The sequence below is a fragment of the Streptomyces qaidamensis genome (assembly GCF_001611795.1).
GTDB lineage: Bacteria > Actinomycetota > Actinomycetes > Streptomycetales > Streptomycetaceae > Streptomyces > Streptomyces qaidamensis.
In genome coordinates this window covers 419,351-432,159 of record NZ_CP015098.1, presented here as the reverse complement: position 1 = coordinate 432,159, position 12,809 = coordinate 419,351, and the positions used below count along the sequence as shown (strand labels likewise).

12 protein-coding genes and 1 pseudogene are annotated in these 12,809 nt (G+C 74.0%); 7 read left to right on the top strand and 6 right to left on the bottom strand.

The features are described 5' to 3' along the window. Positions 1-12 precede the first annotated feature (12 nt). On the top strand, positions 13-648 hold the full coding sequence (locus A4E84_RS01845) for a D-sedoheptulose-7-phosphate isomerase (RefSeq protein WP_062924852.1): 636 nt from the start codon (positions 13-15) through the stop codon (positions 646-648). Further along, positions 645-2,042, top strand: a complete 1,398-nt coding sequence (gene rfaE2 / locus A4E84_RS01840) for a D-glycero-beta-D-manno-heptose 1-phosphate adenylyltransferase (protein WP_062924851.1) — start codon at positions 645-647, stop codon at positions 2,040-2,042. The genes A4E84_RS01845 and rfaE2 overlap by 4 nt, the downstream gene beginning before the upstream one ends. Positions 2,043-2,173: 131 nt before the next feature. On the opposite strand, the gene A4E84_RS01835 is transcribed toward rfaE2, so the two are convergent. From A4E84_RS01835 to A4E84_RS40235, 4 genes and pseudogenes are all read right to left on the bottom strand, one after another. After that, entirely contained in the window at positions 2,174-3,415 is a 1,242-nt protein-coding gene (locus A4E84_RS01835; protein ID WP_237304781.1) for an MFS transporter, read from the bottom strand. 353 nt (positions 3,416-3,768) lie between these two features. Continuing rightward, a complete protein-coding gene (locus tag A4E84_RS01830; protein WP_062931234.1) occupies positions 3,769-4,332 on the bottom strand; it encodes a hemerythrin domain-containing protein in 564 nt (187 codons plus the stop codon). 86 nt (positions 4,333-4,418) lie between these two features. After that, positions 4,419-4,952, bottom strand: coding sequence for a DoxX family protein (locus A4E84_RS01825; protein WP_062924849.1), 534 nt, complete (start codon positions 4,950-4,952; stop codon positions 4,419-4,421). Between the two features lie 63 nt (positions 4,953-5,015). Continuing rightward, positions 5,016-5,355 (bottom strand): annotated as a pseudogene (locus A4E84_RS40235) (amidohydrolase); the annotation flags it as partial. 171 nt (positions 5,356-5,526) lie between these two features. Here A4E84_RS40235 and A4E84_RS01820 point away from each other — a divergent pair. From A4E84_RS01820 to A4E84_RS01800, 5 genes are read left to right on the top strand one after another with little or no spacing between them, the layout of a single operon-like run. Next, positions 5,527-5,715: a hypothetical protein gene (locus A4E84_RS01820; protein ID WP_030853640.1), complete on the top strand. Its 189-nt coding sequence runs from the start codon at positions 5,527-5,529 to the stop codon at positions 5,713-5,715. Between the two features lie 19 nt (positions 5,716-5,734). Then, positions 5,735-6,436 carry a hypothetical protein gene (locus A4E84_RS01815; protein ID WP_062924848.1) on the top strand — a complete coding sequence of 234 codons (702 nt, stop codon included), beginning with the start codon at positions 5,735-5,737 and terminating at the stop codon, positions 6,434-6,436. Next, a complete protein-coding gene (locus tag A4E84_RS01810; RefSeq protein ID WP_062924847.1) occupies positions 6,433-7,347 on the top strand; it encodes a DUF6895 family protein in 915 nt (304 codons plus the stop codon). The genes A4E84_RS01815 and A4E84_RS01810 overlap by 4 nt, the downstream gene beginning before the upstream one ends. After that, on the top strand, positions 7,344-8,261 hold the full coding sequence (locus tag A4E84_RS01805; protein WP_062924846.1) for a DUF6895 family protein: 918 nt from the start codon (positions 7,344-7,346) through the stop codon (positions 8,259-8,261). Before A4E84_RS01810 ends, A4E84_RS01805 begins: the two co-directional genes overlap by 4 nt. After that, the gene (locus A4E84_RS01800; RefSeq protein ID WP_418082164.1) at positions 8,258-9,469 is read left to right on the top strand and encodes a serine hydrolase domain-containing protein; all 1,212 of its coding nucleotides are present in this window, start codon (positions 8,258-8,260) and stop codon (positions 9,467-9,469) included. The genes A4E84_RS01805 and A4E84_RS01800 overlap by 4 nt, the downstream gene beginning before the upstream one ends. A 7-nt stretch (positions 9,470-9,476) precedes the next feature. Here the strand turns inward: A4E84_RS01800 and A4E84_RS01795 are convergent, their stop codons facing one another. Both A4E84_RS01795 and A4E84_RS01790 read right to left on the bottom strand, forming a co-directional pair. Continuing rightward, complete coding sequence (locus A4E84_RS01795) at positions 9,477-10,844, bottom strand: alpha-lytic protease prodomain-containing protein (protein ID WP_062924845.1); 1,368 nt, start codon at positions 10,842-10,844, stop codon at positions 9,477-9,479. Between the two features lie 158 nt (positions 10,845-11,002). Next, a complete protein-coding gene (locus A4E84_RS01790; RefSeq protein WP_062924844.1) occupies positions 11,003-12,667 on the bottom strand; it encodes an alkaline phosphatase D family protein in 1,665 nt (554 codons plus the stop codon). Between the last annotated feature and the right edge of the window lie 142 nt (positions 12,668-12,809).

Here is a 12,809-nt window from a genome sequence, read left to right as displayed (position 1 = left end):
CGCCCGATCGACATGAGCGAACCCCCCGCACACCCCGTCCTGGAAACCGCGCGACTGCACTGCCGGTCACTGGAGGAAGCCCTCGGAGGGTTCCGCAGGCACGGCCTCGACCGGGTCGCGGACTGGGGCGGCCGTCTCGCCGACGTCCTCACCGGCGGCGGACGGCTGCTGGCCGCGGGCAACGGCGGCAGCGCCGCCCAGGCCCAGCACCTCACCGCCGAGCTGGTCGGCCGCTACCGCCGGGAACGCCGCGCCTACTCCGCGCTCGCCCTGCACGCCGAGACGTCCAGCATGACCGCCATCGGCAACGACTACGGGTTCGACCACGTCTACGCCCGTCAGGTCACCGCCCACGGCCGCCCCGGCGACGTCCTCATGCTGCTCTCCACCTCCGGGCGCAGCCCCAACCTCATCGCCGCCGCCGTGACGGCCCGGCAGGCCGGACTGCGCGTGTGGGCCCTGACCGGACGCGGCCCCAACCCCCTCGCGGAAGCCGCCCACGCCTCCCTGTGCATCGACGCCGGCAGCACCGCGAACGTCCAGGAGATCCATCTCGTAGCCGTCCACCTGCTCTGCGAGTGCTTCGACACGGCCGTAGCCGCACGGTCGGCACGCCGCGCGGTCCTCACCCACGGGAGCACCTCATGACCGTGCCCCGCCCTCTCGTCGTCGTCGGGGACGTGCTCCTCGACGAGGACATCGAAGGCGTCTCCCCCCGCCTCTCCCCGGACGCCCCCGCCCCGGTCGTCGACGTCACCGGCGACCGCCGCCACCCCGGCGGAGCCGGTCTGGCCGCCGCCCTCGCCGCCCGCGGTGGCCGGGACGTGGTCCTGGTGACCGCGCTCGGCGACGACGAGGCCAGCGAGGCGGTACGGCGCGGGCTGCGCGGCCGGGTCCGCCTGCTGGAGATCCCGCTGGACGGCACCCTGCCGGTCAAGACCCGCGTGCTCGCGGGCGGGCGGCCGGTGGTCCGCATCGACCGGGGCGGCGGCACCCCCGGCGAACCCGGCGACGCGGTCCGTGACGCACTGGCCGGCGCGCACGCCGTCCTGGTGGCCGACTACGGCCGGCACACCGCCGGGGTCCTGCGGCCGCTCCTGGAGGACGCCGCCCGTCGTACGCCCCTGGTGTGGGACCCGCACCCCAAGGGCGACCCGCCCGTGCCGGGAGCCCGCCTCGTCACCCCCAACGCGGCCGAGGCACAGGCGCTGCACCCCGGCTCCGGGGAGACCTCGCTGGGCGCGTTCGCCGAGAGGGGGGCCCGGCTCGCCGAGCGCTGGCGTGCCGCCGGGGTCGCCGTCACCCTCGGGGAGCGCGGGGTGCTGCTGGTCCGGCCGGGCTCCGGCACCCCGATGCTCGTCCCCGTGCCCTACCGGGCCGCCGGGGACCCCTGCGGCGCGGGCGACTGCTGCGCCGCCACGACGGCGGCGGCCCTCGCCGACGGCCTGCTGCCCGAGGAGGCGCTGCAACGGGCCGTCGCCGAGGCGGCCGCGTTCGTCGCGGCGGGCGGCGCGGGCAACCCCGGCCTGTGGCGGACCGAGCCCGCGGCCGGCCCCGCGGTCGAGCCCGCGCACGACGCGTTCGGCCTCGCCGAGCGGGTCCGGTCCCGGGGCGGTACCGTCGTCGCCACCGGCGGCTGCTTCGACCTGGTGCACGCCGGTCACGTCGGCCTGCTGGAGAGCGCCCGGCGCATCGGCGACTGCCTCATCGTGTGCCTGAACTCCGACGCGTCCGTCGCCCGCCGCAAGGGCCCGGGCCGCCCGCTCAACCCGGCGGCGGACCGCGCCCGCGTCCTGGCCGCGCTGGGCAGTGTCGACGCCGTCACGGTCTTCGAGGAGGACACTCCCGAGGCGGTACTGGCCCGGCTGCGGCCGGACGTCTGGGTCAAGGGCGGCGACTACTCCGTCCAGGACCTGCCCGAAGCGGAGGTGCTCCGCACCTGGGGCGGCCAGGCCGTGGTCCTGCCCTACCTCGACGGCCGCTCCACGACCCTGCTGGCCCGCCGGGCGGCAGTGGCGGCCAAGGCGGCGATGCGGCCGTAGGACGCCTGGGACGCAGCCCTGCCGGTGTGTGCCGTGCGCCGGGAGTCGTCGAGGGCCGCGCAGCATCCCCCAGCCCCGGCCGGCCGCCGCCGGGGGCCACACACCCCGCGGGCCCTGGTGACGAGCCTGGCTCAGGCGGCCGGGCTCAGCGCCGGCTTGCCCAGCGTGTCGTGCTCCTCCTTGCGGAGCACCACCGGCGCCGCGGCCCGGCGCCGGCGCAGCAGGGAGCCCGTCCCGATCGCGCCGGCGATGAGCAGTCCGCCGGTGACGAGGGCGCCGCGGGGCCCGGCCAGTTCCATGAGGAGGCCCAGTGCGGGCGGGCCGCCCAGACCCCACACCGTGCCGATGCTGCCCCACACGCCCAGCACCCGTCCCCGCAGGTGGGCGGGCGGGTCGGTCTGCAGGACGGCCGTACCGGCGGTGTCGGAGACGGACTCCACCACGGCCATGGGCAGTACCAGCACGATCAGCACCGCCAGCGACGGCGACAGCCCCGCCACCACCTGCAGCAGCGCCCCCGCGGCCGCCAGCGCGCCCACGAGCCGTACCGACGGCCGGCGCAGCCGGGCGCCCAGAACCGCGCCGAGGATGCCGCCGGCGGCGAGCACGGTCGACACGGTGCCGAACGAACCGGCGCCTCCCGCGAGCGGCCCGGTGACCAGCACGGCCAGGGTGAGCCCGTAGTTGCGGCCGAACACCGCGCTGATCCCGGTCACACCCGCCAGCGCGACCAGGCGCGGCCGCCGCGCGAAGTAGGCCAGCCCCTCGCGCACGGTCAGATCCGAGCCGACGCCCCCGGGCTCCCGGCCGGTCTGCCGTACCGCACCGGCGGCGGGGCGCAGGAAGGGGATGACCGAGGCCACGAAGAGGAACGAAAGGCCGTTCGCGAAGTACGCGGCGGACGTGCCGAGGAACCCGACCGCGACACCGGCCAGGGCCGCTCCCACCAGGCGGCCCGCCTGGTGCACCAGCGCCCCGACGCCGATGGCCGAGGGCACGTCCTCCGCGGGCACGAGGTCATTGCCCAGCAGCGCGCACGCCGGGTTGTCGACGGTCGCGACGACACCCGTGACGGCGGCCAGCACCATCAGCGAGGTCATGTCGATCCGGTCCAGCGCCACGAGGACGGCCGTGGTGAACGCGATCGCGCCGAGCAGCGCCTGGCTCACGGCTGCCGTCAGCTTGCGGGGCCACCGGTCGACGGCGGCCCCGCCCAGCACGCTGATCAGCAGCGCCGGGGCGGCCTGCACGGACATGGAGAGACCCGTCGCGGCGGCGGACCCGGTGATCTCCAGGACCAGCAGGTTCTGCACGGTGAGCTGCATCCACGTACCGGCGTTCGACACGAAGTTCGCGACGGACCACCAGCGCATGCTGCGGTACCGCAGTGACCGCCAGGGCGAGCGTGAGCCGGGCAGGGCAGGGGGAGGGGAGGAAGACACAGTGCGGTACTCGAAGACGAGTCGGAGGACTCAGGAGAAGGGGACGAGGGGCGGGGCACACCGGCCGCGCTGCGCGGTGGCTCCCCTCGACGGGTACGGCGCCGCCCATCGTGGCAGAGAGGACCGGAGAAGCGGTTCCTCCGCATCTCGATCCGCCGTCCCGCACTTCCAAATCCTCTGCCGCGCACGGGCCTTGAGGTCACAGTGTGGTTACTCACACGCACACGGAAGCGGGGCCCGTCGCCTCGGCGACGGACCCCGCACAGACGGTGACGGCGACTGCCCTACTCGAACTTGCCGCGGCCGCTCAGCGCGTCCCGCAGCCGGTCCACCATCCCGGTGCCCGGGGCCAGGAGCTTGTTCGCCGGGGGCTTGTCGGGGGCCGCCGGGTGGGGCCGGGTCGGAGCGGTCTTCTTCGCCTTGCGCACCTTGTCGCCCAGCTCGTTGAGCGCGTCCATCGGACAGGCCTGCCGCAGCCGCGGGAAGAGGTTGCCCTCCTCGTCGGCGATGTGCGAGCGGATCTCGCTCATGAGCATGCCCATCAGCCGGTCGAAGTCGGCGTCGCCCGCGTCACAGCCCTCCAGGTCCTTCATGATCTGCTCGGCCGTGGCGTGGTCCTGGAGCTCCTGGTCGGCGATGGCGTCCCCACCGGCCACGTGCTCGCGGACGGCCGGGTACAGGTAGGCCTCCTCGGCCACCGAGTGCCGTACGAGCTCCATCGTGACCTGGTCGGCGTACACCTTGCGGTCCTGGTGGCCGGACGGCAGTGCCTCGATCCTGCCGAACATCTCCTCGACCTCGCGGTGATCGGTCACCAGCTCGTCGATGACGTTTCCTCCGTGTCCCATGTCCTTCACCTCCAGCGCTCGGGTCCCCCCGGCCTCATGCGGTCAACGTGCGGTCCCGCCGGTGTCGTACCGGCGGTTCAGGTGGTTCAGGCGGGGAGCTTGGCCCGGACGCGCCCGGCCGCGGCGGCCGGCCGTGCGGTGGCGCGAACGGAACGGCGCACCAGACCCGCGTCGCGCCGCAGACCACGGGCGGCGTGCGTGCCACGCCACACCACCGAGGGGCGGGCGCCGGTGTCGTCGGCGGCGATCAGCAGCCCGCCGAGCATGGACAGGTTCTTGAAGAAGTGGATGCGCTGCTGTGCCCGCTCCTCGGGGTCCTCCGCCTCCCAGAAGCGGTGCCCGGCCAGCGTGGTGGGCACCAGGGTGGCAGCGATGGCCAGCGCCGCCGGACGCGGCATGCGCCCCGTGGCGAGCATCAGCCCCGCGGCGACCTGCACGGCGCCGCTGAGGCGTACGACCTGCTCGGTGCGGTCCGGCAGGGCCGAGACGCGCTCGGTGACCGGTTGGACGACGGGCTCGGCGGCGTCGGCGACCTGCTTCGGGTCGCGGACGGAGCTCATGCCGCCCGTGAGGAACATCGAGGCCAGCATGGGGCGGCCGAGCACTCGCAACAGACTCATGGCCCTCTCCAGGGGGTCGGTGGGTACAGCGTTCGCCGGGTTCCCCAGCCGGAGCCGAACCACTCACACCGCCCGGTGCCGCGTCCAGGTCTCCTCGCGCAGTTCTCCGGACAGCAGGACGTCGGTTGCGGTGCAGGCGAGTACCTCGCCCGTGATCGCGACGAACGGGTGGAGGGCGGGCATCCGCGTGCTGACGTTGCCGATGTCGGACGATCCCAGGTACACGCGGGCGCTGGCGGCGCCGGCAGCCTCCGCCCCAGCACGGCCGGCACGTTGAACAGGTCCACGAGCGCCGCCTGCGCGCGACCCCCTAGGTCGGGTTGCCCGTGGGGTGGGCGGCCCGGCCGTGGAAGGCGACCCGGTACTGCACCTGCGCGGTCAGCGGCGCCCGCGTCCAGCTGTGACGCGGCCGACTCCACGGTCCGGACTCTGCGGGTCGCGGCGCGCGGCGCGTGACGCACGCGCGAGATGTTGAAAATGTTATTTAAGTGAATTCTGAGAAAGTTGGCATGCTTTGTCCGATTCCGGAGATCCGAAAGGTGAAGGTACTCGCTCAGCTCAAGGAGATGGTGCTATGCCTTCCAAGGAAAAGGTCATCGAGGAACTGACCGGCGTCCCGAGTGTCGACATCGAGGCGGCACTCGACCCGACCGAACTCGACGGCGTCTACCGCGACAGCCGTGAGTGCGCAGCACTGGCACTGTCCTCCGGGGCAACCAAGCTGCTGCTGTCGCCGCCGACCCCGCGCCCGAAGAAGGGCTAGTGATCGACGGGAGTAGTCAATGGAGCAGTCTGGCACTTCGACCCTCTTGCAGGGCGCGGTGCAGGGCCTCGCCTCCAGTGTGGTCTCCGCCCTCCGGGGCGGAGACCACGCGCGAGCGGCCGCCCCCGGGCCGGTCGACGTGGAGGAGGGAGGCCTCGCACTCGCGGCCGTCCGCGTGCTGGGAGCCGACGCGCTGTTGCCGGCCGTCCTGCTGGGCACCCCGCCCGACCCGGACGAACTCGCCGTGTTCCGCAAGTCCGCGGAGTCCTTCCCGCCCCGCCCCGACGCGGCACCCACCGTGCTGTGGAGCCACTGGGCCATGGGGCGCACCCTGCGCGTGCTCGACCCGCCGTCCGCCGCCGCCCCCACCGACGGCACGGAACCCGGTGGTGAGTGGCTCGACGGCGCGAGCTGGCAGGTCCTGACCCATCAACTGGCCGTGCTGGCCCCCCTCGCTCTGCCCGGCGAGGACTGCGCCGTGTCCCGCCTGGCACAGGGCCGCCCCGTGGACGTCGCCCGCGGATTCGTGCGCGCGGTGCGCCGCAGGGACTGGCGGCAGGCCGCCGGTGCCGGCCGCTGGCTCACCCTGCTGCACGGCGTCCCCGAAACGCTCGGTCTTGCATCGGGCCTGGACTTCGTGGAGCTGATGGGCGGCCACGACCCGCTCGTCGCACTCCAGGTGACGGCGGCCCGCCGCCTGCGCACCGGAGCGCCGGTGTGACGACGGCACAGGCCCCGGAGATCCGGCAGGTGGCGCGGGCCGCGCTGGCCTGGGCGTCCGCGCACCGCGCGGACTTCGCCCTCGGCGAGGACGCGCTGGCCGCCGACGGACAGGTCAACAGCAGTTGGAAGCCGCTCGGCGAGCTGGCCCAGGTCTGCGCGAGCGTCACCCGCCGCACGCCCGCCGCCGACCCCCTGCACGCCTGCGCGGCCGACCTGCTGGCCTTCGCCTGGCGGCAGACCGGCGACGGCGAGCTGTTCCTCCTGCTGCAACGGCTGGAACCGTTCGCCACCTACCCCCTGGAGGTCTACGCCGCCCTGGCCGCGGCCGGATACCGGCACCCCGCCTACGAAGCCGCCACCGCCACCGTGGCCCGCACCCGCGGCTGGCAGCTCACCGAGCAGGAACCGACCCGCCGCCTGGGCGTCCTCAAGGCCGGGGAACGGGCCGGCACGCACCGGGACGAGTCCGCGGAGCGGGTGCTGCGCCGCACCTGGCTGGGTGGCCTCCCGGAACCCTGGACCTTCGAGCGGTCCGCCGGATATGCGCTCACCCACGTCGTCTTCCACCTCACCGACTGGGGACGCGCCACCACCGGGGGAGTGCCGTCCGACCTCACCGCCTACCTCGCCGACTGGCTGCCGCCCTGGCTCGACACCTGCCTGGACGCGCGGATGTGGGACCTGTGCTGCGAACTGCTCGCCGTGGCCGCGAGCGTGCCCGGCCTGCCCGGCGACGCCGTACCGGCCGACGCCTGGGAGCGGATCGCGGCGGTACAGGACGCGTCCGGCGCACTCCCCGAGGAGGGGGACGCGGGCGACCCGGGCCGTTACTTCGCGCACCACTACCACTCCACCCTCATGGCGGCCTTCGCGGCGGCTCTCACCGCCGGACAAGGAGCACCGGTATGACCGACACCCGCCTGATCCACACCGTCGGAGTGGGCGCCATCGAATGGCTGTGGGCCCACCGGGACGGATTCCGCCTGGAGCCCGACGTCGACCCCGAAGTCGGCTTCCTGGAGCGCTTCAAGCCCGTCGGTGAACTGGCGCTGATCTGCAAGGTGCTGTTCCGCGAGGGAGTGGCCGGCTCCCGCCAGGCCGAGCTGGCCCGCCGGCTGCTCGACCACGCCTGGCGCGAGACCCTCGACGGCGGCACGATGCTGGTCCGCGGACAGCGGACCGAGCCGATCTCCCCCATCCCGTTCGAGGTGTACCTCCCCTTCAGGGAACTCGGCTACAGCCAGCCCGACATCGAGCGGGCCGCCGTACTGAACCACCGGCTCGACAGCTGGGTCGCGTTCGAGACGACCCCGACCAGGCGGCTGGGCCTCTCCGCGTTCCAGCGCCGCTACGGCCTCACCCCCCGCCCGCCCGAGGCCGACCTCGTGGGCGCGACCTGGCTGGCCCGCACCCCGGAGCCCTGGACCGTCGAGGGCCACATCGCCTACGACGTCACCCACACCGTCTTCCACCTCACCGACTGGGGCGAGGACCCGGACGGCCTGCCGCCCGGCATCGCCGACTACCTCGCCACCTGGCTGCCGGTGTGGATCGACGACTGGCTGGACCTGGAGCGCTGGGACCTGCTCGGCGAACTCCTCGTCGTCGACGCCTGCCTGCCCCGCCCCACCCTGGACGAACGCGCCTGGCAGGCCTTCGCCGCCGCGCAGCAGCCCGACGGAGCGATGCCCGCGATCCGCACGATGCCCGAGGGCACGCCCGACGAGGTGTTCGACATCGTCTACCACCCGACCCTGGTGGCCGCCTTCGCCTCGGTCCTGGCCACGTCCCGGGCCCTGTCCGGCCTGGCGCACGCGTCGTGACGACCCGTCGGCCGCTTCCCTGGCCGGGCGAACCCGGGACGCCCGGCGCCGGGGACCCGGGTCCTCGTGCGACCACACCGGCGGACCGGGCCGCGGGCCAGGGTGCCGAGTCCGCGCTCCAGACCCCGCGCGCCCCGGCAGCCGAAGCCCGCCCGGACGACCGGCTGCTCGCGGACGCCGTCACCGCCTCCGACGCCCCCGACGTCGTCTTCGCCCTCTCGCGCGGTGGCCGCCGCACCGTCCTGAGCGGCGGCACCGCCCCGCCCCCGCCACTGCCCCGCGAGGACCTGCGCTACGAGATCGGCTCGGCCGGCAAGACGTTCACCGGCCTGCTCCTGGCCCGGCTGACCCACGCCGGCGTGCTGTCCGGAGGCGAACCGGCCACCGCTCTCCTGGACGGCGGACGGCCCGTCGGCGCGACCCCGGTGACGCTCGCCCACCTGATCACCCACACCTCCGGCCTGCCCGCCCTCCCGGCCGGCTTCCTGCGCCAGGGACTGCCCGCCTGGCGCACCAACCCCTACGCCCGCTTCCCGGCCGACCGGGTCGTCGACGCCTACCTGCGCCACCGGCAACGGCACCGCCCGGGCACCCGATGGCGCTACTCCAACTTCGGCGTCGCCGTCCTCGGACACGCCCTGGCCGCCGCGACCGGCACACCGTGGGAGGACCTCCTCACCGGCCAGGTGCTGCGCCCGCTCGGCCTCGACGGCACGACCCTGCGCGCGGACGGCTCCGGGCTCGACGCCGTCGGGCACGGCAAGGACGGCGAGACACCCGTGCCGCCCTTCGACGCCGGCGGTTTCCAGGCGGCCGGCGCCGTGCGGGCCACGCCGTACGACCTGCTCGCCTTCCTGGAGGCCCACCTGCGGCCGGGCGACGCGCCACCGGAGCTCGCCCCCGCCCTGCGCGCGGTACGCCGTCCCGTGCTCCGCCGGGGCCTGACGCACCGCCACGTGCACACCATCGCCTGGTTCCGTCACCCCACCGACGGCGGGCCGATGTTCTTCCACAGTGGCGCCACCCTCGGCCAGCAGGCGTTCCTCGGCTTCCGCCCCGACACCGGCACGGCACTGGCGGCCGTCTGCACCCGCCGCTTCCGCGCCCACGACCCGTTCGTCGCCACCGCGTACGCGCTGCTCGCGGAGGACCGGCCGGACCCGCCCGGCGCCGGCGCCACGTGCCGCCCCGGCGCCGGGCAGCCCTGACCCCTCGTCACACCCGCTGCCACAGGGCGGGGGTGTGGGCGGGGACCCACGGGCCCTGGGCCTGGTGCGTCTGCAGGCACTGGTAGCGCACACCCGCGTGCGTCACCGTGACGCCCGCCTCGTACACACGGCCCGCGGCCCACGTCGGGGCGGCATTGCCCTGCGGCTCCGGGGACTCGGCCTCGGCGGTCTTCAGGGTGAGGCCGAACTCACTGAGCAGCGGGTTGACCGGCTGGTAGAACGTGGTGCCGCCGGTCTTGCAGTCGCCGGTGCCGCCGGACGTCACGCCCTGCGCCTGGACGCCCGAGACGTACGGCCCGCCGGAGTCGCCCGGTTCGGCGCACACCGTCGTCTGGGTCAGCCCGTCCACCTTGCCCTCGGCGTAGCTGACACTGGTGTCGTGCTGCTCGACCGTGCCGCAGTGCCACCCCGTGGTGGAGCCCGAGCGGCAGACCGCCGCCCCGACCAGCGCCTGGACCGAGCCGGTGACCTGCACCGTCTGCCCGCCCTCGCCCTTCACGTTCGGTGTGGCCTTCCACGGGTCGGTGACGGCCACCCACGACATGTCCTTGCCGGGGAACGTGGAGGCCTGGAACGTGCCCTGGTCCGCCTTGTTGTGCCCGGTGGTCTTGGCGCCCTGCTTGCCGCAGTGGCCCGCCGAGGCGAAGCCCTCCTGCTCGCCCTTGGTGACGGAGAAGCCGATGGAGCAGCGGGCGGTGCCGTCGATGTAGTAGGCGTCCCCGCCGGTGAGATCCTCCATGAGCCGCGGCCGGTTCGCCGTGACCTTCACGCCCACGCTCTTTCCGTCGAGACCCGCGGCCTTGACGAACGCCGCCGCGGCGGCCTTGCTCCCGGCCTCCACCACGACCCGGTTGCCCGGGATGTCGACGTACCACAGCGGCGTCTCGCGGGTGCTGACCCGGGCGGCCGCCGCGTCCAGCTTCTCCTTGGCGGCCCGCAGGTCGCGCAGCGTCTTCTTCACGACGCTCGCCTTGGCGCCCTGCGCCTTGATGGCCGGCACGTCCGCGGCGTCCGTGGTCGCCACCACGAGTTCCTGCGACGTCGTACCGCGCAGCCAGGCCCCCGCGAAGCGGTCGCCAAGGGCGTTGCGCAGCCGTCCCGCCCGGGTGCCCGCCTCCGCCTCGTTGACCAGACGCCGGGACGCCTGGGCGGGGGTCAGCCCGAGGTCGCGCTCCATGGCGCGCAGCACCGGAGCCGACGGCCGGTCCGCGCCGAGGGTCTGGGCGGCCGTGGGCAGGGGGCCCGCCGCGGGCGTCGGCTCGGCGGCCACGGCGGCGGGGATCCCGGTGGCGACGAGCGCGCCGAGCGCGGTCAGCGCCACCCGGCGACCGGTCACGGCATGTCTGTGGACCATGCGATGCGTCTCCTTCGATCTCAGCGTTCGGTTCGGGGTGTCGATCATGGTGAGCTCCCGCACAGGCCTTGCCGGAACGGGCCGGCGCGATGCCCCCGGCCGTCCCGTTTCGCGCTTTGGTGCGGGGAACGGCGCCATGTGCAGTACGGGCGGACGCCTCACGCGGACTTCAGGCCGGGTGAACCCACCTCGGTCACGAAGGACGCGGTCGTGGAGATGCCCCCGCCGGGCGTCGTGATGGCCGCGACGGTCCGGAAGTCGACCTGGGCGTTCTCACGGCCCATCTCGACCCGGACGTAGCCGCGCCGGCCGTCGAAGTACTTCATGTGGGGGTTGGCCTTCATGTACGTGTCCCAGTCGCCCGGCTTCGCGGTGCCGTTGCCGCCGCTGGCGACGGAGGTGCAGGTGAACTCCGTGCCGACCGTCCTGGAGGCCGGATCGTCGAAGTTCTCCTTGATGTCGAAGGCGTATCCGACGTGGACGTCACCGGTGAGGACCATCCAGTTGTCGATGCCGGCGGCCTTCGCGCCCGCCATGACGCGGTTGCGGGAGGCCCGGTAGCCGTCCCAGGCGTCCATGGAGACCCGGGCCGGTTCGGTCAGGTCGAACTTGCGCTGGGAGAAGCACACCTGCTGGGGCAGGACGTGCCACAGGGCGTTCGACTTCTGCCAGCCGTCCAGCAGCCAGCGTTCCTGATCGGCGCCGGTGAGAGTGCGGGCCGGATCGTCCGACTCGGCGCCCGGTGCGTGAGGCCGGTCGTTGTAGGCCTGGTCGGAGCGGTACTGGCGGGTGTCGAGGATGTCGAACTGCGCGAGCGAGCCCCAGGTCAGCCGCCGGTACAGCCGGGCGTCGGGCCCGTTCGGCAACTGCTCGGCGCGCAGCGGCTGGTTCTCCCAGTACGCCCGGTAGGCCGCGGCCCGCCGCACCAGGAAGTCCTCCGGGGCGCTGCCTTTCTCGTCGTAGGCGCCCGCGTAGTTGTTCTCCGTCTCGTGGTCGTCCCAGGTCACGACGAACGGGTGCTGGGCGTGCGCGGCCTGCAGGTCCGGGTCGCTCTTGTAGAGCGCGTAGCGCAGCCGGTAGTCCGCGAGCGTGGTCGCCTCGCGGTTGAACAGGTCGGGCAGCTTGCGGTCGGTGTAGCGGCGGGCCCCGCCGGCGGAGTCCACGGCGTACTCGTACAGGTAGTCGCCGAGGAAGAAGACCACGTCGACGTCCTCCTGCGACAGGTGCCGGTGGGCGGTGTAGTAGCCGTCCTGGTAGGCCTGGCAGGCGACGGCGGCCAGCCGCAGGCTGTCGGTGTCACTGCCCGGGGCCGGGGCGGTGCGGGTGCGGCCCACGGGACTGATCCAGGTGCCCACCCGGAACCGGTAGTAGTACTCGCTGTCCGACCGCAGGCCCTTGACGTCGACGTGCACGCTGTGGGCGTACTCCGGGTGGGCCGTGGCGGTGCCCTCCTGCTCGACGATGACGAACCACTCGTCCAGGGCCACTTCCCAGGAGACGGCGACCCGCTCCTGGCCGAGGCCGCCGTCCTCCGCGAACGGCTGGGGCGCGAGCCGGGTCCAGATCAGCACGGAGTCGGACAGCGGGTCCCCGGAGGCGATGCCGAGGGTGAACGGGTTGTCGGTGATCCGGGCCGCGTCGAGTTCGCGGGCGGCGGTGGCACCGCGCGCCGGCCGGTTGGTGCTGAAGGCGAGCATCGCGGCAGCCGCGGTGACGGTCAGGAAGCGACGGCGGGCGAGACTCGGCGCCGCGCTGCGCAGTACGGCGTCGTGCGGGGAGAAGGCATGCTCGGAGGGTGGTCTTTGACGGCCCGTCAGCGCCATCTGATGTCCTCTCGTACGGGGCACGTGCGCCCCGAGTGGACGCGTGGGGACATCGCCGACGTGCGGAGCGCGGAGTTCGCATGCTAAGCAGACAAAATGCCTGAAACGGGCACGACGTGCGGGGGGTTCACACCACAGGCGG

Coding starts and splice junctions, on each gene's coding strand:
- A4E84_RS01845 (WP_062924852.1), top strand. CDS start 13: ATGAGCGAACCCCCCGCACACCCCGTCCTGGAAACCGCGCGACTGCAC.
- rfaE2 (WP_062924851.1), top strand. CDS start 645: ATGACCGTGCCCCGCCCTCTCGTCGTCGTCGGGGACGTGCTCCTCGAC.
- A4E84_RS01835 (WP_237304781.1), bottom strand. CDS start 3,415: ATGCGCTGGTGGTCCGTCGCGAACTTCGTGTCGAACGCCGGTACGTGG.
- A4E84_RS01830 (WP_062931234.1), bottom strand. CDS start 4,332: ATGGGACACGGAGGAAACGTCATCGACGAGCTGGTGACCGATCACCGC.
- A4E84_RS01825 (WP_062924849.1), bottom strand. CDS start 4,952: ATGAGTCTGTTGCGAGTGCTCGGCCGCCCCATGCTGGCCTCGATGTTC.
- A4E84_RS01820 (WP_030853640.1), top strand. CDS start 5,527: ATGCCTTCCAAGGAAAAGGTCATCGAGGAACTGACCGGCGTCCCGAGT.
- A4E84_RS01815 (WP_062924848.1), top strand. CDS start 5,735: ATGGAGCAGTCTGGCACTTCGACCCTCTTGCAGGGCGCGGTGCAGGGC.
- A4E84_RS01805 (WP_062924846.1), top strand. CDS start 7,344: ATGACCGACACCCGCCTGATCCACACCGTCGGAGTGGGCGCCATCGAA.
- A4E84_RS01795 (WP_062924845.1), bottom strand. CDS start 10,844: ATGGTCCACAGACATGCCGTGACCGGTCGCCGGGTGGCGCTGACCGCG.
- A4E84_RS01790 (WP_062924844.1), bottom strand. CDS start 12,667: ATGGCGCTGACGGGCCGTCAAAGACCACCCTCCGAGCATGCCTTCTCC.